Source organism: Streptomyces sp. GL_148 (assembly GCF_057834205.1).
Window position 1 is genome coordinate 1,599,625 of the sequence record NZ_CM174396.1, and the last position, 21,882, is coordinate 1,621,506.

Genomic DNA, 21,882 nt, shown 5'->3' on the forward strand with positions numbered 1-21,882 from the left:
GGAGACCCCGTGCAGATCCCCCACGACACCCGTCGCGCGCTCGACGTCGTCGTCGCGCTGGTGAACACCTCGGCCGAGACGCAGCAGCCCGACGCACTGGCGGACGTGAACGCACTGCGCGCCTTCGTCCACGAGTACGCGATCAGCGACGTCGGCGAGCTCAGCGCCCGCGACCTCGCCGGCGTGCGCACGGTGCGCGGCAAATTCGCCCAGGTCTTCGCGGCGCCGAACTCCCGCATCGCCTCCGTGCTGATCAACGACCTGGTCGCGACGGCCGGCACCACCCCGCAGCTGACCAACCACGACGGCTATGACTGGCACGTGCACTACTTCGCCCCGGGCGCCTCGGTGGGCGACCACCTGGCGGCCGACGGCGGCATGGCGCTGGCCTTCATCGTGGTCTCGGGCGAGCAGGAACGGCTGCGCCGGTGCGAGGCCCCGGACTGCCGGCGGGCCTTCGTCGACCTGTCCCGCAACCGCTCCCGGCGCTACTGCGACAGCCGTACCTGCGGGAACCGGCTGCACGTGGCGGCGTACCGGGCCCGGCGCAAATCGGAGCTGGGCACGGAGCCGGGCTCAGAGCAGGAAGAGATCGTGCAGGGCGGCGAGCAGCAGCAAGCCCCCGATCACACCTAGGAAGATCATCAGGGGCGGCTGGGAGAGCGCGAAGAGGCAGCCTCTCGGCTCCTCGGCGACGGGGACGGTGGCCGGCGCGGGAACGGCCGGCTCACCCGGTGATGTGTCGAGCATGTCGGGCCGATGATGGCCCAGCGGACCCGCGCGCGCCGCTCAACACGCCAGACGGAACGCGCGAGTTCACCGGATCCCGTCAGATCAGGTGGTTCCCGTCCCGGATCGCCGGGGCGGCCGACGCCACGGCGGCCGGTCCCGCTACGACCGGTGCCACAGGCCGCTGTCCCGGCGGCCGGAGTCCCGGCGGCGGCGTCCCGGCGACCGCGCGGTCAGATGCCGTGCTTCTTGAGGATCGCCTCGATGTCGGAGAAGTCCTCGGCGGGGGCCGGGGCGGCGGCCGGAGTCGGCCGCGGGCGGGCACCGTCACCCAGCGAGGGCGCGGAGGCGGCCGGGGCGACGGCCTCCCGGGCCGGGCGGCCCTTGGCGGCCTTCGCCTTCTTCTGCTTCCCCGTCCCTTCCCCCTCTCCCGCACCCCCTGCGCGCCGCTCTATCGCGCGGGTGGTCGTGAAGAGCAGCCAGGCCAGTCCCAGCACGGCGAACCCGGCCCAGACGGTCGGCTTGAAGACGATTCCGGTCGCCCAGGCCACGACGCCCGTCATCACCAGGCCGACGGGCACCAGCGAGTACGCCGCGATCCGCGTGGCCGCGAGGAATCGCTTGCGGTAGGCGGTCAGCGCGGCGATGCCCAGGCCCGCCGCGGACACCGCGGAGCAAATGGTCTCGGCGAGCATGCGGGGCCTCCAGGGGCGGATCGGTCGGTCGGACCCGGCCGGCGGGCCGGGCGTTCTGTCCCCATCCATCCTGCACCGGCGACCCTCGCCCTGGCCACGGCCCGAGCCCCCCGCGGGCGGATCTCCGGGACATCTCCGGGTCCGGTCTCCTCCCGAGGTCCCGGTCCGTGCTCCTCCCCGCGGGCTGGGAGACTGTCCGTATGACCGATTCCGTGATCCTCGACGTCTGGTGCGAACTTCAGTGCCCGGACTGCCACAGCGCTCTGGACGACGTGCGCGCCCTGCGGGCCCGCTACGGCGACCGGCTGGACATCCGGCTGCGCCACTTCCCGCTGGAGAAGCACAAGCACTCCTTCGCCGCCGCGCAGGCCGCCGAGGAGGCCGCCGAGCAGGGGCAGGGCTGGCCCTACGTGGAGGCCGTCCTGGCCCGCACCGCGGAACTCGGCAAGGCCGGCGAACCGGTACTCATCGAGGTCGCGCGTGAACTGGGCCTGGACGCCGAGGAGTTCGACACCGCCCTGATCGACGGCCGGCACATCCTGATCGTGGACGCCGACCAGGCCGAGGGCAAGGCGATCGGCGTGACCGGCACCCCGACGTACGTGATCGACGGACAGCGCCTCGACGGCGGAAAGAGCCAGGAGGGCCTGCGCGAGCGCATCGAGGAGATCGCCGACCGGCTGCTCGCCGCGGAAGCCTGAGAGGCGTACCGTAATTCCGCTACGATGCCCAAGTCCCGTAAGGGATAGGGCGAGAAGACGCCCTGTGGGAGTCAACCGCATCGTGTCTGTCCCCGGTTTTCCGGTCCGGATCACGCGGCAGCACAACGTCTGCGCTGTGCCTCTGCTCCCCGAATGCCGGACCAGCGCCCTGAGCGACCCCGGATGAGCCGCCCCCGGGCGACCACGCCGGACAGCCCAGGAACCGCCCCGGCTGCAATCCGTCATCCCTGCGGGAACAACGGATCAAGTCTTAGATCAAATCCTTGGCGTAGTTGAAGTCGGTCGTCCGGTAGCCGAGGGACTCGTAGAGCCGCAGGGCCGGGACGTTGTCGGTGAAGACGTGCAGCGCGAGCACCTGGTGGCCGGCCGCGAGGGCGGTGCGTTCCGCGAGGAGCATCAGGTCCCGGCCGTAGCCGCGGCCGCGGTGCTCCTCGGCGACCGCGACGTCGTAGACGTACGCGTCCTCGCCGCTCGGGGCGACCCACACCGTGCCGACGGAGACGCCGGCCGCCTCCAGGACGCCGAAGCTGACGCCCGGGGTGGCCAGCCCCCCGGGCAGCTGGGATTCGTGGTCGGCCACCGATTTCGCGCGTGCGGCCGCCTCCGGCATGCCGCGGCTGATCCAGCTCTGCGCGTAGCCCTCCAGCGCCGCGGCGAGCCAGGTCTCGAACTCGGTCCCGGTCATCGGGCGGCCGGCCACCCCCTCGGACAGGGCGGGCGGCTCGGCGGGGATGTCCTTGGCCATGTTGCGGCTGTACTCGGCGTACCCGAGGGCGGCGGCCAGGCGCAGGCCGCCCGCCGATCCGGCCGGGACCGAGACGCGGACCCGCCGGCAGCCCCAGCCGCGCAGCACTTCCTCGGCGGCGAGCGCGGCGACCGTGGCGCGGCCGCGCCGCCGGTCGGGCTCCTCGACGGCGAGTTCGCGGATCTCGGCGACCGTCGGCCCGAAGGGGGTGTCGGCGGCGAGCAGCAGGGCGCCGACGCGCCTGCTGTTGACGCGGATCTCGTACGGGCGCGAGCGCGCCCCGCCGGTGCTCTGCTGAAGCGGCCCGCTCGGCCGCAGGGTGGTGGTCATCAGTCGAGTTCTACCCGCCCTGCGGCCCGAAGCACAGCAGATTTGTCCGGTCCCGGTCAGGAGCGCGGGTCGGTGTCCTCGGCGGAGCGGGCGTCGAAGATCCGCATGGCCTCGGCCGTGACGGGGCCGGGGGCGGAGCCCAGGTCGCGCCCGTCGATCCGTACGACGGCCTGGACGTCGCGCAGGGAGGAGGTCAGGAAGACCTCTTCCGCCTGTTCCAGCGCTTCGAAGGGCAGGTCGGTCTCCTTGGCCCCGCACCACTCGGCGACGAGGGCGCGGGTGATGCCCGCGAGGCAGCCGGAGGCCACGGGCGGGGTGTGCAGCTGCCCGTCGAGGACGACGAACACATTGGAGCCGGTGCCCTCGCAGAGCCGCCCGACGGTGTTGGCGAAGAGGGCCTCGGAGGCGTCCGCCCGGTGGGCGGCGGCGAGCGCGACCACGTTCTCGGCGTACGAGGTGGTCTTCAGCCCCGCCACGGCGGACCGCTCGTTGCGCACCCACGGCACGGTGACCACGGCGGTGGTGTCGGGGCGGCGGGTGGCCCCGGCGAGGGCGACGATCAGCGTCGGGCCGGCCTCGCCGCGGTCGGAGCCGAGCGGGGACACGCCCCCGGTGTAGGTGACGCGCAGCCGGCCGAGCGGCAGCGGGTTGGCCTCCAGTACGGCGGCGCAGGCGCGGCGCACCTCGTCCAGGTCGGGGTCCGGCAGGCCGAGGCCGCGGGCCGAGCGGGTCAGCCGCTCCAGGTGCCGGGTGAGTGCGAAGGTCGTCCCGCGCTCCGCCTTGAGCGTCTCGAAGACCCCGTCGCCGACGGTGAGGCCGTGGTCGAACACGGACACCTTCGCTTCGTCCGCGTCCCGCAGTGCTCCGTCGAGCCAGATCCTCACCGTACGGTCCTCCCGCTTTCGTCCGTCTGTGTATCGACCGCGCCGGTCGGGCTGACCGGGCTGACCGGGCCGACTGGGCTGATCGCCCCGCTCGCGCCGGTCGCGTTCGCTTCGATCGCCCCCGACGCTACCCGCAGCAGTCGGGCGGCCTTCAGCTCGGTCTCCGCCCACTCGCGGTCGGGGTCGGAGCCCCAGGTGATCCCGGCGCCGGTTCCGAAGAGCAGCCGGGGGCCGCCGGGGGCCGTGCGGTCGATCCAGAAGGTCCGGATGCCGACGGCGAGCTCGGCCGTGCCCCGGTCGGCGTCGACCCAGCCGATGCCCCCGCAGTAGGGGCCGCGCGGGGCGGTCTCCAGGGCCTCGATGATCCGCAGGGCCGAGGACTTGGGGGCTCCGGTGACGGAGCCGGGCGGGAAGGTGGCGGCGAACAGCTCGGGCCAGCCGGCGCCGTCGGCGAGGTCCCCGGCGACGGTGGACACGAGGTGGACGAGGCCCGGGTGCTCTTCGAGCGCGCACAGTTCGGGGACGGTCACGGAGCCCGTGGCGCAGACCCGGCCGAGGTCGTTGCGTACGAGGTCCACGATCATCACGTTCTCGGCGTGGTCCTTGGGCAGCAGATCGGCGGCGGTGCGGCCGGTGCCCTTGATCGGGCCGGACTCGACGTGGCGGCCGCTGCGGCGCAGGTAGAGCTCGGGGGACGCGGTGGCGATCTCGACGCCGTGGGCCGGCAGCCGAATCGTTCCTGCATACGGGGCCGGGTTGCCGCGCGCGAGCCGCGCGGTCAGGGCGTCCACATCGGCGCCCGCCGGATCGGGAAGCAGCGCGGACATCACGCGGCAGAGGTTGGCCTGATAGACCTCGCCCGCCTCGATGTGCTCGCGGATGCGGCGTACGCCCGCGGTGTACGCGGCGCGGTCGAGGGAGGAGGTCCACGCGTCGGCGTCGGGGCCGCGCCATGCTCCGGGGACGGGTGCCGGCACCGGGTCGGGGCGTATGTCCCCGAAGCGCGCGCAGACGAGACGGCCTTCGAAATCGGCCGTCACCGCCCAGAAGCCGGTGGAGTCCAGGGCGGCGGGATCACTGGTGACATCTCGGAGGTCGGTTGCGAGGAGGCCGCCGAAGCGGGCGAGGGGAGGCAGGTCGTGCACGGCTGCGAGTCTATGACCGGTGACGCCCGGGCGCCGGTGAGGCGTCCGCCGGGTGACCGGCGGTGATCGGGCGGCAGCACGCTGCGGAAACGCGTTTTTGAGCTGGCCCGGGAATCCGCTAGAGTTCAACACGTCGCCAGGGAGCGAAGGGGAAAAACCCCGGAGCGAACACGGCGACCTGCGGACGTAGCTCAGTTGGTAGAGCACCACCTTGCCAAGGTGGATGTCGCGAGTTCGAGTCTCGTCGTCCGCTCAAAGGTGGGGGATCATCTTCCCGAGGACCCCCTGCTTGCTCCATGGTGGAGTGGCCGAGAGGCGAGGCAACGGCCTGCAAAGCCGTCTACACGGGTTCAAATCCCGTCTCCACCTCCAAGGACGATTAGCTCAGCGGGAGAGCGCTTCCCTGACACGGAAGAGGTCACTGGTTCAATCCCAGTATCGTCCACTGGTCCGCAAGGATCCCCGCGCGATTAGCTCAGCGGGAGAGCGCTTCCCTGACACGGAAGAGGTCACTGGTTCAATCCCAGTATCGCGCACGCAGTATGCTTCACACTCGCCACCTGCGGTGTTCGCACCGTGAACGTGGTCCCGCGCGATTAGCTCAGCGGGAGAGCGCTTCCCTGACACGGAAGAGGTCACTGGTTCAATCCCAGTATCGCGCACCAGTTATCCGAAAGCCCCGGCCGTTCATACGGCCGGGGCTTTCGCGTGTTTCCCGTGTTCCACGTGTTTCGCGCGTGCGGTCCTCCGTGGGGCCTTGGACCCCGGGCGGGAGGGAGGGTGGGTGCCGGTCGGCGCCGGTCCCCCACCCCACCTCCCTCCGGCTCAGGAGGAGAAGAGCATCCGGCCGAAGCCGCCCTTGCGGTGGCCGTGGCCGTGGCCGTAGCCGCCGTGCTGCGGGGCGCCCCAGGCGGGCGCGGGGGCGGCGTGCTGCTGCGGGTACGCGGCAGGGGCCGGGGCCGGCGGCGCGGCCGGGGGCGGGACCTGGCCGTACTGCGCGGTGTACTGACCCTCCAGGCGGGTCAGCGCCTCCAGCTCGCCGTAGTCGAGGAAGATGCCGCGGCAGCCGCTGCACTGCTCTATCTGGACACCGTTGCGGTTGTAGGTGTGCATGATCGCGTGACACTTCGGACACTGCATGACCGGATCAACTCCTCGCCGTTCGCTTCGACACCGGATGCGTACCCGGCGGCGTGAGGCTCACCCTACGACGGAGCCTTCGGCTCCAAGTCGGGCGGGAGGGAGGCAATTCGGGCACAGGCTTCCACCATCAGCCGCTCCACGTCGTCGAGTCGGCGCCGCTCGCGGGCCGCCTTGGCGAGGGCCAGCGCGGCCGTCTGCACGGTGAGCGCCCGGGCGGCGAGGTCGAGTTCCGGCCAGGGATCGCTGCCGGGCGGACCGGCCGCGGGGCCGCCCGCGGCGCGGTAGGCGTCGAGGAAGCGCAGCCAGGTCTCCGTGTCCAGCAGCCCGGCGGCGTACCAGGCCGCGGGCCGGGCGAGGTCCCACGCGGGCGCGCCGAGCCCCAGGTCGTCCACGTCGATCAGCCGCCAGCCCCCGGCCGGGCTCCGGACCAGCTGCCCGAGGTGCAGGTCGCCGTGGCAGAGCGCCCCGCCGGACGGCGCCGGCCCCTCCCCCCGGACCCACCCGGGGAGCGTGGCCGCGGCGGCCCGTACGAGCCGTGCCAACTCCGCGGCGTCGGCGTCCGAGCCCGCCGGTCCGGCCGGGGCCGCCTGCCCGGCGGGGATGGACAGAACGGCGCGGCGGGCGCGGCCCGCTCGGCCGGAGGGCGGCTCGGCGGGGAGGGTGGCGACCGCCCCGGCCCGGGTCGGCCTGCCCCCGGAGCCGCAGTCGTGGCCATGGCCCTGGCCATGGCCCTGGCCATGGCCCTGGCCATGGCCCTGGCCGGCGGAGTGTTCCCCGGCCAGGCACCCGAGCAGCGCGCCGCTCGGGTCGTCGGCTTCCGTGCCCGCAGGCGCGGGGCGTCCCGGCACGGCGCGCCCCGCGGCGACCGGGGCCGCGGGCGGGTGCGCCGCGTCGAGGCGGTGGAGGGCGCGGGCGAGTTTCGCCGGGCCGCGCATCGGCGGGAGCGGGTACGGGAGGTGGTGGAGCGGGGTCCGGTGGAGGGCGGCCAGGAGCTCGGCGGCCGGCTCCCAGGGGGCCTCCTCGGGGCGGTCCGGAGCGACCGGAGCACCGTAGGGCCACAGGGAGACGGGCCGGGATCCGACCAGGCCGAGCCCGGTGCGCAGCGGGGGCAGCAGTACCCCGGCCAGGGCCGGGTCCCCGGCCACGCGGATCCGTACCGCCAGGGCGTCGGGATCGCTGTCGCCCGCGTGCGCCTTGGCCACGACGTCCCCGCAGCGGACCACGGTGCCGTCGTCGCGGTCCGCGAGGAGTACGTACTCCGCCGCGCCCGCATAGGCGGCGAGCTCGGCCGCGCTCACTCGCTCCAGCGGAACCACGCCTCGGCTCTCCCCGTGCTCCGCACCCCGGGCGGGTGCTCCTCGGGACGAGGGTACGCAGCACAGGGACCACTTGGGGTGCGCCTCGGGTCGGGCCGGGCCCGCGCCGTCCCGCGACGGAAGGTTTCCCCCGCAAGCCGGACCAGCCGCACCCACCCACCGGTCCCGCAGGCCGGACGACAGGGGCACCACCGCCGCCCGGCCACCGCCGGGCGGAGTCCGGCGCAGCAGCCCGAAGCCCGGGAAGCGCGCCGGCGCTGAGCGGTGCGAGGGGTGCGTGAAAAAGGGGTGCGTGCGGGCGTGAAAAAGGGTGCTGCGCGTCCGGCTCCCCAGCCGTACGCGCAGCACCCTTCACCTGCCGTCCGTCGACCGCTCCCCCGTCCCCACGGGGTTCGGCCGGTGACAGTCCCGGCCCAGGCCGCTCTCCTGGGCCCGGGGCGCCGCTCAGCGCCCCAGCATCACGCTTACGGACGACGCCTGCGCCGCCACCTGGTCGAAGCCTCCGAAGAGGAAGAGCAGGAGGGCGGCCAGGGGGAGCACCATGGCCGCGGCCACCAGTGGGTGGCGACGGCCGGACTCATGGCTGTTGAACGCGAATGCCTTGCGTCCCTGCCGTGCGATGTCCGCCATGGTCCTCTCCCTGTCGTTTGGCAGCGGCGGGTTGTGACCTCGGGGGACGAGTGATCCACCCGCCGCTTGTCTTCAACACTAGGCGCGGGAAGGGCTCCTGGCCTCATGCCTTCGTACCCATTGCCTGGCCTCCAGGAGGATGACGAGTCCACCTCCCGTGTACTCCCCTGGGTGGAGACCTGCCCCTCCGTTCTGAGGGTCTTCCCGGAGGGGACCACCGGAGCGTATTGAATCCTCCCCAAGCCGAAGCAAGGGGATTCCTGGCTCACGCCGCTCGGACGCTCAGCAAGCGACCAAGGCTTCCACGATCAACACCAGCCGGGTTGAAACCAGCCCGGATGTATGAAGTTGTCAGACCCTGCCATGCCGGCTTGGTTCTCGCTCGGCACCTTGCACGCGCTTGGTTCTCGCAACGCACGACACGGACCTTACCCAGCAGTGTTTGGACCTCGGGACAAAGGCGCTGGTAGACCTCCTGCTTCGCAGGAGTCAGCCTCCTCCCGGGCTGAGGGGCGACCGGCCCCGGTGGTTCCCGGTGACTTCGCTCACTCCTGTCACTGCCCACACACGCCCTGCCGCCGACCAGGTCATCCCAAGATCAACCGAACCGACCCGGCCCCCACGGGGGGCGTCTCTACCCCGATTTCCCGCCCTTGACCCCAATTCCCTTGGCCCTGGCCCGGCTTGACCGAACCGCCCATCCCCGTACATGCGTCCTAGCGGTGGTCCGGTGATTCCCCAAGTGGACTGCCCCGCACTGACAATCGAATCCCCCGGCGAGGGCGCGGCCTCTGAGCGCGCATGCCGGATGGTCCGTAAGCTGTGCCACGTCAACAGGACGACCGGTCAGCGGGGTGGACATGGCGATGATGCGGCTCCGGCGCGAGGACCCGCGTGTCGTCGGCTCGTTCAGGCTGCACCGGCGCCTCGGCGCCGGCGGCATGGGCGTCGTCTATCTGGGCTCCGACCGGCGCGGACAGCGCGTCGCGCTCAAGGTGATCCGGCCGGACCTGGCCGAGGACCAGGAGTTCCGCTCGCGCTTCGCCCGCGAGGTCTCCGCCGCCCGGCGGATCCGCGGCGGGTGCACCGCGCGCCTGGTCGCCGCGGACCTGGAGGCGGAGCGCCCCTGGTTCGCCACGCAGTACGTGCCCGGCCCCTCCCTCCACGACAAGGTGGCCGAGGAAGGCCCCCTGACGGCCGCGGCCATCGCCGCCATCGGCGCCGCGCTCTCCGAGGGACTGGTCGCCGTACACGAGGCCGGGGTGGTCCACCGCGACCTCAAGCCCTCGAACATCCTGCTGTCGCCCAAGGGCCCGCGCATCATCGACTTCGGCATCGCCTGGGCCACCGGCGCCAGCACCCTCACCCACGTGGGAACGGCCGTCGGCTCCCCCGGCTTCCTGGCACCCGAGCAGGTGCGCGGAGCCGCCGTCACCCCCGCCACCGACGTCTTCTCGCTGGGCGCCACCCTCGCCTACGCGGCCACGGCCGACTCGCCCTTCGGGCACGGCAGTTCCGAGGTCATGCTCTACCGCGTGGTGCACGAGGAGCCCCACCTCCAGGGTGTTCCGGACGCGCTCGCGCCCCTCGTACGGGCCTGCCTGGCGAAGGATCCCGAGGAGCGCCCCAGCACGCTCCAGCTGTCGATGCGGCTCAAGGAGATCGCGGCCCGCGAGGCGCACGGGATGGGCGACAGCCGCCCGCCGGCGCAACGCGCGCGGACCGAGCGGCCGACGGGCCGGCTACCCGAGGGCTACGCCGAGGACACAGCGGGGTACGCCGAGCAGCGCACGGAGCGCCGTAGCGCCGGCACTCCCCTTCCGGGACGTCCGGGTACGGGAACCGGAGCGGGTCAGGGGAAGGCACCGGTCAAGGGTCAGGGACCGCGCGGCGGGCCGGACTCGCGGCCCTCCTCGGCCCGGGGCACCGGCTCGCGGGGCCCCGGCTCCACCGCCGGGCGTACGGGCGGCCGTCCGGCTCCCCGTACGACGGGCACGGGGCGGCGGCCGTCACGGCCGGACCCCAAGCTGATGCGCCAGCGCCTGATCGTCTTCGTCGTGGTGACGTTGCTCGTGGCGCTGGGCATCGCGCTGGCCCAGAAGCTCTAGCCTCTGGGCCCACGGGCCTACGGGCTACGGGCGGCCGCTGGCCACCGCGTAGAAGGCGACGGCCGCGGCCGCGCCCACGTTCAGCGAGTCCACGCCGTGCGCCATCGGGATCCGTACCCACTCGTCGGCCGCGACCAGTGCCTGCGTCGACAGCCCGTCCCCCTCCGCGCCCAGCATCAGCGCGACCCGCTCCAGCGTCTGCGGGGCGGCCACGTCGATCGGCGAGGCCTTCTGGTGCGGGGTGAGGGCGAGCAGCTTGAAGCCCGCCTCGCGCACCGAGTCCAGGCTCTTGGGCCAGGCCTCCAGCCGGGCGTACGGGACGGAGAACACAGCGCCCATGGAGACCTTGACGGAGCGCCGGTACAGCGGGTCCGCGCAGTCGGGCGAGAGCAGTACCGCGTCCATGCCGAGGGCGGCAGCGCTGCGGAAGATGGCGCCGATGTTGGTGTGGTCGTTCACCGCTTCCATGATGACCACGCGCCGGGTGGTGGCGAGCAGTTCCTCGGCCGTGGGCAGCGGCTTGCGCTGCATGGAGGCGAGGGCGCCGCGGTGCACGTGGTAGCCGGTGACGCGCTCGGCGAGCTCCGGGCTGACGGCGTAGACCGGGGCCGGGAGCTCGTCGATGACGTCGCGCATGACGTCGACCCACTTGGCGGAGAGCAGCATCGAGCGCATCTCGTACCCGGCGTCCTTGGCGCGTCTGATCACCTTCTCGCCTTCGGCGATGAAGAGACCTTCCGCGGGCTCGCGCCTGCGCCGGAGTTCTACGTCGGTCAGGCCCGTGTAGTCGCGCAGGCGCGGGTCGTCGGGGTCCTCGACGGTGATGAGATCAGCCACAGGGTGATACTGCCTTGTCCTGGGTGCGGTGCCAACGGCTCTGCCGGGTTGCGGGATTGCGGGGGTGTCACTCGGCCACGGGCCGGTGGACCTTCACCACGTCGCCGATCACGATGACGGCGGGCGGCCTGACCTCCTGGGCCTTGACGGTCTCCCCGACCGTGGCCAGGGTGGCGTCCACCCGGCGCTGGGAGGCGGTCGTGCCCTCCTGGATGACGGCGACGGCGGTGTCGGCGGGGCGGCCGTGACGGACCAGCGCCTCGGCGATCAGACCGATCTTGTCGACGCCCATCAGGATGACCAGGGTGCCGGTGAGCTTGGCCAGCGAGGCCCAGTCCACCAGCGAACGCGGGTCGTCGGGGCCGACGTGGCCGCTGACCACGGTGAACTCGTGGGCCACGCCCCGGTGGGTGACCGGGATGCCGGCCGCGCCGGGCACCGAGATGGAGCTGGAGATGCCGGGCACGACCGTGCAGGGGATGCCCGCCTCGGCGAGGGCCTGGAGCTCCTCCATGCCGCGGCCGAAGACGTACGGGTCCCCGCCCTTGAGCCGGACCACGGCCTTGCCGGCCTTGGCGTGCGTGATGAGGGCGTCGTTGATGGCCTCCTGGGCCATGAAACGGCCGTACGGGATCTTCGCGGCGTCGATGACCTCGACGTGCGGCGGGAGCTCGTCGAGGAGGTCGCGGGGGCCCAGCCGGTCGGCGATGACCACGTCGGCCTCGGCGAGCAGGCGGCGGCCGCGGACCGTGATCAGGTCCGGGTCGCCGGGACCGCCGCCGACGAGGGACACGCCGGGAGTGTGCGGGCGGGCGGCGGTCAGGGAGCCGTCCCGCAGCCCCTCGACGACCGCGTCGCGGACGGCCGCGGAGCGGCGGGGGTCGTTGCCGCTCAGTACGGCGACGGTGACGCCCTCCACCCGGCCGGTGGCCGGGGTCCAGGCGCTCGCGGCCTCGGCGTCGTCGGCGCGGACGCACCAGATCCGCTCGCGCTCGGCTTCGGCGGAGGCGGTGTCATTGGCGGCGCGGTCCCGGGTGGCGACCAGTGCGTACCAGGCGCCGGCCAGGTCGCCGTCCTCGTAGCGGCGGCGCTCCCAGCGGATCTCGCCGGCCTCCGCCATGGCGTCCACGGAGGGGGTCGCGGAGGGCGAGATCAGGACGATGTCTGCGCCGGCCGCGATGAGCGAGGGCAGCCGGCGCTGGGCGACCTGGCCACCGCCGATCACGACGACGCGGCGGCCCGTGAGGCGGAGTCCGACGGGGTAGGCGGGGTGTGCCGGGTGTCCCATGGCGGTTGCGGCTCCTGATGCGGCGGTGACGGCGGGCCGCTGCGTCGCTGGAGCGGCTGATCGGGCGGTGACGTGCGGTGGCCCGTCCGGGGTCCACGATACGACCCACCTGCGCGGTGGTCGCCTCGGGGGCCATTGCCCTGGCCGGGCGGTTACCCGACCCACCCCTGGCTCCGCCCCAGGCCACGGGGCTCCCGCCCCATGATCACCCGGCGGGCTCCGCCCGGGGGTGACTGCGAGGCTGCGGGCCGACGCGGCCCAATCCGGGCCCTGCGGGGCTTTCCCCACCCCGCCCCTTCCCGAAACCGGGGCTCCGCCCCGGACCCGTTCGGGGGCTCCGCCCCCGGACCCCCGCTCCTCAAACGCCGGAGGGGCTGGATTTGGCCCGCCGGGGACGGGGACGGGGTGGGGTGTCGTCCGGGACGTAAAACGTGATTTGTTGGCGCGAGAGAAGCCCATCAGGGACGCAGCGTGCACAGGGCGCCATAAATCATGAGTCCCGGACGACACCCCACCCCGTCCCCGGCACCGGCCCCCGCAGCGAGCGGGCTACTTCTCCGTGACACCCGCCGAGTCGAACGTAGCCACCTCGTGCATCGCCCGCGCAGCACTCTGCACCAGCGGCAGCGCCAGCAGCGCGCCGGTGCCCTCGCCGAGGCGCAGGTCCAGGTCGACCAGCGGGCGCAGCCCGAGCTTGTTCAGGGCGGCCACGTGGCCCGGCTCCGCGCTGCGGTGTCCGGCAATGCACGCCGACAGCGACTCCGGGGCGATCGCACGGGCCACCAGCGCGGCCGCGCCGGCGCTGACGCCGTCCAGGATCACCGGGGTGCGCAGGGAGGCTCCGCCGAGGAGGAGCCCCACGATCGCCGCGTGCTCCAGGCCGCCGATGGCCGCCAGGACGCCGATCGGGTCCGCCGGGTCGGGCTGGTGGAGCTCCAGCGCGCGGCGCACGACCTCGACCTTGCGGGCGTGCGTCTCGTCGTTGATGCCCGTACCCCGCCCGGTGACCTCGCCCGGGTCCACCCCGGTGAAGACCGAGATCAGCGCCGCCGACACCGTGGTGTTCGCGATGCCCATCTCTCCCGTGAGGAGAGCCTTGTTCCCCGCCGCGACCAGGTCGCGGGCCGTCTCGATGCCCACCTCGATGGCCGCGACAGCCTCCTCGCGGGTCATCGCCGGGCCGACCGACAGGTCGGCCGTACCCGGGCGGACCTTGCGCGGCAGCAGGCCGGGCGTGGCCGGGAGGTCGCCGGCGACACCCACGTCGATCACGCAGACCTCGGCGCCCACCTGGTTGGCGAACGCGTTGCACACCGCGCCGCCGCCCAGGAAGTTGGCCACCATCTGCATGGTGACCTCCTGGGGCCACGGGGTGACCCCCTGGGCGTGCACGCCGTGGTCACCCGCGAAGATCGCCACCGCGGCGGGCTCCGGGATCGGCGGCGGGCAGACCCGCGAGAGGCCGGACAGCTGGGCCGAGATGATTTCGAGCATGCCCAGGGCCCCGGCGGGCTTGGTCATGCGCTTCTGCCGCTCCCAGGCCTCGCCGAGTGCCTTCGCGTCGAGCGGGCGGATGCTGGCGACCGTCTCGGAGAGCAGGTCGTGCGGCTCCTCGCCGGGCAGCGCGCGCCGCCCGTACGTCTCCTCGTGCACGACCCATGCCAGCGGGCGGCGCTGCGACCAGCCGGCCTGCGCGAGCTCGGGCTCGGCGGGGAACTCGTCCACGTACCCGACGCACAGGTACGCGACGACCTCCAGGTGCTCCGGAAGACCGAGCGCACGGACCATCTCGCGCTCGTCGAAGAAGCTGACCCAGCCGACCCCGAGGCCTTCGGCACGCGCCGCGAGCCAGAGGTTCTCCACGGCGAGGGCCGAGGAGTACGGGGCCATCTGCGGCTGGGTGTGCCGGCCCAGGGTGTGGCGTCCGCCCCGGGTCGGGTCGGCGGTGACCACGATGTTCACCGGGGTGTCGAGGATGGCCTCGATCTTGAGTTCCTTGAACTGCTTGGCCCGGCCCTTGGGCAGCGACTTCGCATAGGCCTCGCGCTGGCGCTCGGCGAGCTCGTGCATCGTCCGGCGGGTCTCGGCGGACTTGATGACGACGAAGTCCCACGGCTGGGAGTGGCCGACGCTGGGCGCGGTGTGGGCCGCCTCCAGGACGCGCAGCAGCACCTCGTGCGGGATGGGGTCGCGGCGGAAGCCCTTGCGGATGTCACGGCGCTCGCGCATGACGCGCAGGACGGCCTCGCGCTCGGCGTCGGCGTATCCGGGGGCCGCCTCGGTGACGGGGAGCTCGGGCTCGGCTTCCGGCACTGCTTCCGGCTCGGGCTGCGGCTCGGTTCCGGCCTCGGGGGCCGGTCCGGCCTCCAGCGGTACGTCGGCGTGCGCGACGGCGACCGGCTCGGGCTCGGGGACCACGACGGCGGCGGGCTCGGGCAGGGGCTGCGGCTCCTCGGCCTGAACCAGCGTTTCCGCGGGCTGCGGCTCGGGCTCCACGACCGGCTCGGCCTCCGCCTCGACGGCGGCGACAACGACAGCCTCGGCCTCGGGAACCGCGACGGGCTCGGGCGCCGGTACGACGGCGGCCTCGGGCTCCACGAAGACGACGGGCTCGGCGACGGGCTCCACGAAGACCGGCTCGGCGACGGCGACGGCGACCGGCACCGGCTCCGCCGCGGGCACGGACTCCGGCTCGGCCACGAGGACCGGCTCGGGCTGGGCGAAGACGACGGGGTCCGCGACGGGCTCGGCGACCGGCTCCGCGACAGGCTCGGCCACGGCCTCCACGACGGGTTCCGCCGAGGCTTCCGAAGCCGGCTCCACAGTCCACGGCGTTCCCGCCTGGACCGGGATCTCGACCGGCTGCTGCACCGGGCCCGGCACGTGCTCGGCCTCGGCCTCCGTGAAGTCCAGGTACTCGGGCCCCGTGGTCGGCGGCCCGGACTGGCGCACCGGGACGGGCACCGCCGGGGTGCTCAGATCCGGGGCCACGGGCTCGGAGGCGGAAGGCGCGGAGGCGACCGGTACGGAGACGACCGGTACGGGAACGGGCGCGGCCGGCGTCAGCGGGGCTTGGGCCTGCACGGGGGTGGCGGCGGGCGCCGGCGCCGCGGCCGGGCCGCGGTCCGCGAGGGAGCGTACGACTCCGCCGGTGGCCTCGGGCACGGCCGGGCCCATGTGCAGCGGCCGCCGCACCGGGACCGCCGCGACGGGGGCCATCGGGGGCTGGGGCTGGGACATGGACTGCGGGGCCACCAGGCCGCCGAGGTCCAGCGCGCCGGAATCCCGGCCGCCGGCCTCGTGCACACCGGCGCCGTAAGAGGCGTCGGCGTAGGAAGCGTCGGCGAAGGACGGCTGCTCCGCGAAGGGCTGCCCGTCGAACGGCTGCCCGTCGAAGGACTGCTGCGGGTAACCGGCGGGCTCGTAGCCGAGCGGCGCCCCGGGGACCGGAAGCTGGACCGGGTGGGGCTGCTGGTACTGGGGGGCCCCGCCGAAATCGGCGTACGGGGCGTCCGCGTACGCGGAGGGCTCGGGGAAGTCGGGGAAGGCGGGCACCGGCGGGACGACCTGGGGGTCGCTCCACGCGCCCTGGCTGCTCGGCATCAGCAGCAGTTCCTCGTCCTCCGGCTCGGCCGGGTTGTCCACGAGGTCCTGGAAGGCGTAGCTCCCGGTCGCCGGGGAGGACAGGGGAACCGGGGCGGGGACGCCCTGCTGATCCACCATGCCCGTGCTGTCCGGGAGACCCTCGCCCGGAACCTGGCCGGTGTCAGTCATGCGTACCCCTCGCCCATCGGTGTTGCCTCTTCGACTGCCCGGTCGCCCACGAGGCCTCACGTACGCCCGCACGACAACCAGTAAGTATTGTCCTGCCCGTTCGCCACCGTGTCGGCCATAACCGGCACGGTCCTCTGTGGACTGCGCCACGTCGCGCGTCCAGCCGGAGCCGCGTGCCCGAATCGTCCGGGCGGTGCGACGATCGGCCAGCCTACCCCGGGCTCGTGGCTAGGTACGGTCCGGGCGGTTAACGGGGCGTTCGGCGGCCAGCAGGAACACCACGGAGCGCTGTTGTTCGGTCCAGGTACGGGTGTCCAGGCCGACGGACTGGAGCAGCGCGCACTCGACGGCGTACCCGCCCTCGGTCAGGACCCGGCCGATGGCCTCCGCCTCGTCGCGCGTGGAGGCGTGGCTGACGATCCGTTCGGGGCGCCGGTCGGCGACGGCGGCGACCACCGCGGCCCCGCCGCCGCCGACGCGGACGACGTCGGGTTCGGGCAGGGTTTCCAGGACGTGCGGGGCGCGGCCGGTCACGACCTGGAGCTGCACACCCCGGGCGCGGGCGGCGGCTGTTGTGCGTTCGCAAGCGTGCCGGTCGGCGTCGACGGCGATGACGGCGGCGCCGAGCGCGGCGGCGTCAACGGCGAGGGCTCCGGAGCCGGAGCCGATGTCCCAGACGAGGTCCCCGGTGCGCGGGCCGAGCCGGGCGAGCTGCGCCGCGCGCAGCTGCGTGGACTCCCCTTCTCCCACGTCGATCTGAGGGCGGGCCCAGCCCCGTCCGGCGGCCGGGGCCGTGCTGCGGCCGAGCAGCCAGGCCGGTTCGGCGGCGGCCGCTACGGGTCCGGTGCCGCCGATGACGATGACCACATTGGGGTCGCGCCAGCTGTGGTCGGCGGCCTTGTCGGAGGTGAGGACGGTGACCTGTTCCTTGTCGGTGCCGAGTTCCTCGCAGATGACGAAGGTGCGGTGGACGCCTTCGAGCAGCAGGGCGAGTTCGGCGGGTCCGGCGCCGGGCGAGGTGATGACGGCGACCTTGGAGTGGGCGCGGCAGACGTTGACGGCCCGGCGCAGGGTGCGGCGGTGGGCGACGACGACCTGGGCGTCGTCCCAGGGCATCCCGGCGCGGGCGAAGGCGGCGGCGACGGCGGAGACGGCCGGTACGACCTCCACCTCCAGGCCGTGCTCCGGGGCGCGCAGGGCCCGTACGACGCCGAAGAAGCCGGGGTCCCCGTCGGCGAGGACGACGGCGGTGCCGCGGTGGCCGGCGATCCGGCGGGCGGCGAGGGGCAGGCTGCCCAGGCGCACGCGTTCGGCGGTGGGCGGGACTTCGGGGAGTGCGAGGTGGTGGGCGGCGCCGGCCACCAGAGTGGCGGCGGAGAGCGCGGACCGGGCTGCCGCGGTCAGGGGGGAGCCGTCCCAGCCGATCACCGTGACCCGGTCGGCCATCGTCGTCAGTCTCCTGGTGTGGGAGGGGGCCCTTCCCGGCGGTGGCCGGGGGCAGGGCGAAGCTTCGTCGAGGGGGCGGGCCTGGTGAGACTACCCGGTCGTCAGGTCAGTTCCGGTCCGAGAAGACGGGGTAGCCGTTCGCGTCGTTCGCGTGGGCGTTGGCGTTGGAGGGCAGGAGTCGGTAGCTGCCCTGCGCTTCGTCGCGGGGGTCCGCGTAGCCCACGGAGTAGCCGTCGGAGTATCCGTCCCCGTAGCCGTCGCTGTAGTCGTCGGAGTAGCCGGAATATCCGTCGGCGTCCTCGTCGAGGTCCTCGGGGACCAGGCCCCAGACGATGAGGTCGCTGCGGGTGTCGGCCCAGGAGCCGTCGGGGTTCTGGGTGCGCACTATGCACGCGTTGCGCAGGACGCCTTCACTGATGCAACCGGTCTTCTGGGCCACTTGCTGGGAGGCGGTGTTGTCGGCGGCGGTGCGCAGTTCGAGGCGTTCGAAGCGCTGGTCGGTGAAGAGCCAGCGGGCCACGGCGCGGACGGACTCGCTGGCGTAGCCCTCGCCCCGGGCCCAGGGGGCGGTGACGTAGCCGACCTCGGTGGTGCGGGTCCGCCAGTCGGTGTCCTGCAGGTGGACGATGCCGACGAGCCGCTGGGTGAGGAACTCGGTGACGGCGAAGACGATGCCGCGGCCCTCGGTGCGCTCCGTGTGGGCGGTCCGCGTGGCCCAGGTGACCGCGTCGGCGTAGGTGTAGGGGTGCGGGACGGAGGTCCAGGCGGTGACGTGTTCGTCGTTCATCATCTCGGCGAGCGCGGTGACGTCTTCTTCCTCGAAGGGGCGCAGCACCAGCCGGTCCGTGCTGATGGTGACGTCCGGGAAGGTGGTAGTCATGCGCAGCTCCAAGCCTGAGACCGTGGTGCGACCGTGGTGCGAGGCGACCGTGGCGCGGGTCCGTGTCTACGGGCCGCAGCCGCGGGTCGTAGGCCACAGCATGCAGCATCGGCCTGGTGATGTGCAGGGCCGGGCTGGTGCCCGGAAGCGGGCAGCGCCCGGCCCCGTACACCGGTGGGGTGTACGGGGCCGGGCGGGCGGGCCGGATCGGGCCGGCCGGGTGTCACCGGCCGGATCTAGGCGGCGGGCTTGCCGAAGGCCGGGATGACCGAGCCCTCGTACTTGTCGTCGATGAACTTCTTGACCTCGTCGGAGTTCAGGAGCTTGGCGAGCTTCTGGACCCGCGGGTCGTCCTGGTTGCCGTTCTTGACCACGAGGATGTTGGCGTACGGGTTGCTCTCGGCCTTCTCCAGGACGAGCGCGTCCTTGGCCGGGACGAGCTTGGCCTCGATGGCGTAGTTGCCGTTGATGACGGCGGCGTCCACGTCGCTCAGGGCGCGCGGGACCGTGGCGGCCTCCAGCTCCTTGAACTCCAGGCCCTTCTTGTCGGTGATGTCGGACAGCTTGGCGGCGGTGCCGACACCCTCCTTGAGGGTGATGAGGTTGTTCGCTGCGAGCAGCTGGAGCGCGCGGCCCTCGTTGGTGGGGTCGTTGGGGACGGCGATGGTCTGGCCGGCCTTGATGTCGGTGAGGGCCTTGACCTTCTTGGAGTACAGGCCCAGGGGCTCCAGGTGCACGTTCACGACGGGCACGAGGTCGGTGCCGTTCTTCTTGTTGAAGTCGTCGAGGTACGGCTTGTGCTGGAAGTAGTTGGCGTCGACCTGGCCCTGCTGGGTGGCGGTGTTCGGCAGGACGTAGTCCGTGAACTCCTTCACCTCCAGCTTGAGGCCGTCCTTGGCCGCGAGGTTGTCCTTCACGAAATTCAGGATGTCGGCGTGCGGGGACGGGGACGCCGCGACGACCAGGGGCTTGCTCTCGTCGGTCTTGCCGCCGTCGGCCTTGGTGGAGGACGGGTCCGAGGAGCTGCCGCAGGCGCTGAGGCCGAGGGCGAGCGCCGAGACGGTGGCGGCGAGGGCGGTGAGCTTGATGTTCTTGCGCACGAAGAGTGCCTTTCTTGCGTCTTGCTGTGTGAATGACGGCCCAAGCACGACAAGTGCGGGCTTTCTTGGGAAAAGTAGATGAATGTCCCGCTCGGCGGGATTCAGGCTGTCCGACCGCGCCGGGCGAGGAGGCGTACCACGCCGTCGCCGATGAGCTGGATCACCGTGACGAGCACGATCAGCACCACGACGGTGGCGACCATGAAGCCCGTCTCGAAGCGCTGGAAGCCGTAGGTGATGGCCTTGGAGCCGAGGCCTTCGCCGCCGACCGCGCCGGCCATGGCCGAGTAGCCGATCAGGGTGATCACGGTGGTGGTGACGGCCGCGATCAGGGAGGGCAGCGCCTGCGGGAGGAGCACCTTGCCGACCAGGGTCGGGATGCCGCCGCCCATGGACTCGACGGCTTCGATCAGGCCGTGGTCCACCTCGCGGACGGCGGTCTCGACGAGCCGGGCGAAGAAGGGGACGGCGCCGATGGCGAGCGGCACGATCATGGCGGTGGGGCCGATGAAGGTGCCGACGATCGCCGTGGTGACCGGGATAAGGAAGATCAGCAGGATGATGAACGGGAGCGAGCGGCCCATGTTCACGATCACGCCGAGGATCTTGTTGACCGCGCGGTTCTGGAGCATGCCGCCCTTGTCGGTGAGGACGAGCAGGATGCCGATGGGCAGTCCGCCCAGGATCGTCACCAGGGCGGACCACAACACCATGTAGAGGGTGTCGAAGGTGCCCTGCGTGAGCAGCGGCTGCATTTCGGACCAGGTCACTTCGCACCGTCCTTGACCAGCTCGGCCAGTTCGCCGTCGACATCCGCTGCTATGTCGGCTTCCACATCCGCTTCCGCATCCGCATCCGCTTCCACGACGTCCACCTGCAGGCCCTGCTCGCGCAGGAAGCCGACGGGTACGACGTTGTCCTCGTAGCGGCCGGGCAGTTCGATGCGCATGCGGCCGATCTGCCGGCCTGCGACGGTGTCCATCGCGGCGCCGAGGATCGATATGTCGATGTTGTAGGTCCGGGCCAGCTGGGAGATGACCGGCTGGGTCGCGGTATCGCCGTGGAAGGTGACGTCGATGACCGTGTGCTCCGCGGTGGTCGCGGACCCGGTCAGCGGGAACAGTTCGTGGGCGAGCTCGGAGCCGGGGGTGGCCAGCAGCTCGGTGACCTTGCCGGCCTCGACGATCCGGCCCTGCCGCATGAGGGCGGCCGAGTCGCAGACGGACTTGACCACGTCCATCTCGTGCGTGATGAGCAGGACGGTCAGGCCCAGCTGGCGGTTGAGGTCGCGCAGCAGCTGGAGGATCTGGCGGGTGGTCTCGGGGTCCAGGGCGCTGGTTGCCTCGTCGGAGAGCAGCACCTTGGGGTCGCCGGCCAGGGCGCGGGCGATGCCGACGCGCTGCTTCTGGCCGCCTGAGAGCTGGCCGGGGTAGGACTTGGCCTTGTCGGCGAGTCCGACGAGGTCGAGCAGTTCGGCGGCCTTGCGGGAGCGCTCGCGGCCGGAGACCCCGAGGATCTCCAGGGGCAGTTCGATGTTGCCCTGGACGGTGCGCGAGGACAGCAGGTTGAAGTGCTGGAAGACCATGCCGATGCGGCTGCGGGCCTCGCGGAGTTCCTTGCCGGCGCGGCGGCCCCGGCCGGCGAGGGCGGTGAGGTCGACCCCGTCCACGGACACGGTGCCGGTGGTGGGGCGCTCCAGCAGGTTCACGCAGCGGATCAGGGAGGACTTTCCGGCGCCGCTCTGGCCGATGACTCCGTAGACCTCGCCCTGGCGGACGTGCAGGTCGACGCCGTCCAGGGCGGTGACCTCGCGGCCACGGGACTGGTAGACCTTCGTGAGGCCCGATGTGGTGATCACAGGATTTCCGTCGCTGTCGAGTGCGCGGCGCAGCGGGTGCCGGGCACGGGGCAAACATCTGGGACGCGATACGGGGCGAACCATCGGAAAACGACGGCTTCGGCGCATGCGCGGGGCAGGAGCGGTCCGGGTTCACACGGAGGTGCCGGGAGCGGCTCGGCCGGTCTCGCTTCGGGGCGTGAGACCTGGGGAAGGGGCCCTCAGAAGGCGCGCATTCGACACATACAACGAGCACCGGGCGTCATCGTCGCC

The 21,882-nt window shown here is 72.8% G+C and carries 17 protein-coding genes, 5 tRNA genes and 1 pseudogene; 8 read left to right on the plus strand and 15 right to left on the minus strand.

What is annotated here, in order from left to right; translation table 11 throughout:
• The first annotated feature begins 9 nt into the window (after positions 1-9).
• Positions 10-636 carry a CGNR zinc finger domain-containing protein gene (locus AC3IYI_RS07290; protein ID WP_489409413.1) on the plus strand — a complete coding sequence of 209 codons (627 nt, stop codon included), beginning with the start codon at positions 10-12 and terminating at the stop codon, positions 634-636.
• A 326-nt stretch (positions 637-962) separates the two neighbouring features.
• On the opposite strand, the gene AC3IYI_RS07295 is transcribed toward AC3IYI_RS07290, so the two are convergent.
• Positions 963-1,424 (minus strand): hypothetical protein, encoded by a 462-nt coding sequence (locus tag AC3IYI_RS07295; protein ID WP_489409414.1) that lies wholly within the window; start codon positions 1,422-1,424, stop codon positions 963-965.
• Between the two features lie 200 nt (positions 1,425-1,624).
• On the opposite strand from AC3IYI_RS07295, the gene AC3IYI_RS07300 reads away from it, so the two are divergent.
• Complete coding sequence (locus AC3IYI_RS07300) at positions 1,625-2,125, plus strand: DsbA family protein (protein ID WP_489409415.1); 501 nt, start codon at positions 1,625-1,627, stop codon at positions 2,123-2,125.
• 271 nt (positions 2,126-2,396) lie between these two features.
• Here AC3IYI_RS07300 and AC3IYI_RS07305 read toward each other — a convergent pair whose 3' ends face one another.
• The 3 genes from AC3IYI_RS07305 to AC3IYI_RS07315 are packed head-to-tail and all read right to left on the minus strand — an operon-like array spanning position 2,397 to position 5,250.
• Complete coding sequence (locus AC3IYI_RS07305; RefSeq protein ID WP_489409416.1) at positions 2,397-3,221, minus strand: GNAT family N-acetyltransferase; 825 nt, start codon at positions 3,219-3,221, stop codon at positions 2,397-2,399.
• A 56-nt stretch (positions 3,222-3,277) separates the two neighbouring features.
• On the minus strand, positions 3,278-4,105 hold the full coding sequence (locus tag AC3IYI_RS07310) for an aminotransferase class IV (RefSeq protein ID WP_489409417.1): 828 nt from the start codon (positions 4,103-4,105) through the stop codon (positions 3,278-3,280).
• On the minus strand, positions 4,102-5,250 hold the full coding sequence (locus AC3IYI_RS07315; RefSeq protein ID WP_489409418.1) for a chorismate-binding protein: 1,149 nt from the start codon (positions 5,248-5,250) through the stop codon (positions 4,102-4,104). Before AC3IYI_RS07315 ends, AC3IYI_RS07310 begins: the two co-directional genes overlap by 4 nt.
• A gap of 180 nt (positions 5,251-5,430) precedes the next feature.
• Between AC3IYI_RS07315 and AC3IYI_RS07320 the strand changes: the two genes are divergently transcribed.
• The 5 genes from AC3IYI_RS07320 to AC3IYI_RS07340 all read left to right on the plus strand — a co-directional run bounded on the left by AC3IYI_RS07320 (position 5,431) and on the right by AC3IYI_RS07340 (position 5,915).
• A tRNA-Gly gene (locus AC3IYI_RS07320) sits at positions 5,431-5,503 on the plus strand.
• Positions 5,504-5,548: 45 nt separating this feature from the next.
• Positions 5,549-5,622 (plus strand) — tRNA-Cys (locus AC3IYI_RS07325).
• A gap of 1 nt (position 5,623) precedes the next feature.
• Positions 5,624-5,695, plus strand: a tRNA-Val gene (locus tag AC3IYI_RS07330).
• 19 nt (positions 5,696-5,714) lie between these two features.
• Positions 5,715-5,786, plus strand: a tRNA-Val gene (locus AC3IYI_RS07335).
• 54 nt (positions 5,787-5,840) lie between these two features.
• Positions 5,841-5,915, plus strand: a tRNA-Val gene (locus tag AC3IYI_RS07340).
• A 160-nt stretch (positions 5,916-6,075) separates the two neighbouring features.
• Here the strand turns inward: AC3IYI_RS07340 and AC3IYI_RS07345 are convergent.
• The 3 genes from AC3IYI_RS07345 to AC3IYI_RS07355 form a co-directional block, all read right to left on the minus strand.
• A complete protein-coding gene (locus AC3IYI_RS07345) occupies positions 6,076-6,390 on the minus strand; it encodes a TFIIB-type zinc ribbon-containing protein (RefSeq protein ID WP_489409419.1) in 315 nt (104 codons plus the stop codon).
• A gap of 65 nt (positions 6,391-6,455) precedes the next feature.
• Entirely contained in the window at positions 6,456-7,691 is a 1,236-nt protein-coding gene (locus tag AC3IYI_RS07350; protein ID WP_489409420.1) for a phosphotransferase family protein, read from the minus strand.
• Positions 7,692-8,153: 462 nt separating this feature from the next.
• A complete protein-coding gene (locus tag AC3IYI_RS07355) occupies positions 8,154-8,339 on the minus strand; it encodes a hypothetical protein (protein ID WP_215034445.1) in 186 nt (61 codons plus the stop codon).
• Positions 8,340-9,199: 860 nt separating this feature from the next.
• Here AC3IYI_RS07355 and AC3IYI_RS07360 point away from each other — a divergent pair.
• Complete coding sequence (locus AC3IYI_RS07360) at positions 9,200-10,447, plus strand: serine/threonine-protein kinase (RefSeq protein ID WP_489409421.1); 1,248 nt, start codon at positions 9,200-9,202, stop codon at positions 10,445-10,447.
• Positions 10,448-10,471: 24 nt separating this feature from the next.
• On the opposite strand, the gene AC3IYI_RS07365 is transcribed toward AC3IYI_RS07360, so the two are convergent.
• From AC3IYI_RS07365 to AC3IYI_RS07400, 8 genes and pseudogenes are all read right to left on the minus strand, one after another.
• On the minus strand, positions 10,472-11,284 hold the full coding sequence (locus AC3IYI_RS07365; RefSeq protein WP_453393055.1) for a TrmH family RNA methyltransferase: 813 nt from the start codon (positions 11,282-11,284) through the stop codon (positions 10,472-10,474).
• 67 nt (positions 11,285-11,351) lie between these two features.
• Positions 11,352-12,572, minus strand: coding sequence for a uroporphyrinogen-III C-methyltransferase (gene cobA, locus AC3IYI_RS07370; RefSeq protein ID WP_489409422.1), 1,221 nt, complete (start codon positions 12,570-12,572; stop codon positions 11,352-11,354).
• Between the two features lie 549 nt (positions 12,573-13,121).
• The gene (cobT, locus tag AC3IYI_RS07375; RefSeq protein ID WP_489409423.1) at positions 13,122-16,346 is read right to left on the minus strand and encodes a nicotinate-nucleotide--dimethylbenzimidazole phosphoribosyltransferase; all 3,225 of its coding nucleotides are present in this window, start codon (positions 16,344-16,346) and stop codon (positions 13,122-13,124) included.
• Between the two features lie 228 nt (positions 16,347-16,574).
• Positions 16,575-17,792 (minus strand): precorrin-6y C5,15-methyltransferase (decarboxylating) subunit CbiE, encoded by a 1,218-nt coding sequence (gene cbiE, locus AC3IYI_RS07380; protein WP_489409424.1) that lies wholly within the window; start codon positions 17,790-17,792, stop codon positions 16,575-16,577.
• 268 nt (positions 17,793-18,060) lie between these two features.
• Positions 18,061-18,672: pseudogene (locus tag AC3IYI_RS07385) on the minus strand (GNAT family N-acetyltransferase); the annotation flags it as partial.
• A 236-nt stretch (positions 18,673-18,908) separates the two neighbouring features.
• A complete protein-coding gene (locus AC3IYI_RS07390; protein WP_489409425.1) occupies positions 18,909-19,772 on the minus strand; it encodes a MetQ/NlpA family ABC transporter substrate-binding protein in 864 nt (287 codons plus the stop codon).
• A 101-nt stretch (positions 19,773-19,873) separates the two neighbouring features.
• Positions 19,874-20,542, minus strand: a complete 669-nt coding sequence (locus tag AC3IYI_RS07395) for a methionine ABC transporter permease (protein ID WP_489409426.1) — start codon at positions 20,540-20,542, stop codon at positions 19,874-19,876.
• Positions 20,539-21,630: a methionine ABC transporter ATP-binding protein gene (locus AC3IYI_RS07400; RefSeq protein ID WP_489409427.1), complete on the minus strand. Its 1,092-nt coding sequence runs from the start codon at positions 21,628-21,630 to the stop codon at positions 20,539-20,541. The genes AC3IYI_RS07395 and AC3IYI_RS07400 overlap by 4 nt, the downstream gene beginning before the upstream one ends.
• Between the last annotated feature and the right edge of the window lie 252 nt (positions 21,631-21,882).

Excerpts from the sequence above, each read along its gene's own strand:
- AC3IYI_RS07360 (WP_489409421.1), top strand. The coding sequence starts at position 9,200 with ATGGCGATGATGCGGCTCCGGCGCGAGGACCCGCGTGTCGTCGGCTCG.
- cbiE (WP_489409424.1), bottom strand. The coding sequence starts at position 17,792 with ATGGCCGACCGGGTCACGGTGATCGGCTGGGACGGCTCCCCCCTGACC.
- cobA (WP_489409422.1), bottom strand. The coding sequence starts at position 12,572 with ATGGGACACCCGGCACACCCCGCCTACCCCGTCGGACTCCGCCTCACG.
- AC3IYI_RS07300 (WP_489409415.1), top strand. The coding sequence starts at position 1,625 with ATGACCGATTCCGTGATCCTCGACGTCTGGTGCGAACTTCAGTGCCCG.
- AC3IYI_RS07305 (WP_489409416.1), bottom strand. The coding sequence starts at position 3,221 with ATGACCACCACCCTGCGGCCGAGCGGGCCGCTTCAGCAGAGCACCGGC.
- AC3IYI_RS07345 (WP_489409419.1), bottom strand. The coding sequence starts at position 6,390 with ATGCAGTGTCCGAAGTGTCACGCGATCATGCACACCTACAACCGCAAC.
- cobT (WP_489409423.1), bottom strand. The coding sequence starts at position 16,346 with ATGACTGACACCGGCCAGGTTCCGGGCGAGGGTCTCCCGGACAGCACG.
- AC3IYI_RS07355 (WP_215034445.1), bottom strand. The coding sequence starts at position 8,339 with ATGGCGGACATCGCACGGCAGGGACGCAAGGCATTCGCGTTCAACAGC.
- AC3IYI_RS07295 (WP_489409414.1), bottom strand. The coding sequence starts at position 1,424 with ATGCTCGCCGAGACCATTTGCTCCGCGGTGTCCGCGGCGGGCCTGGGC.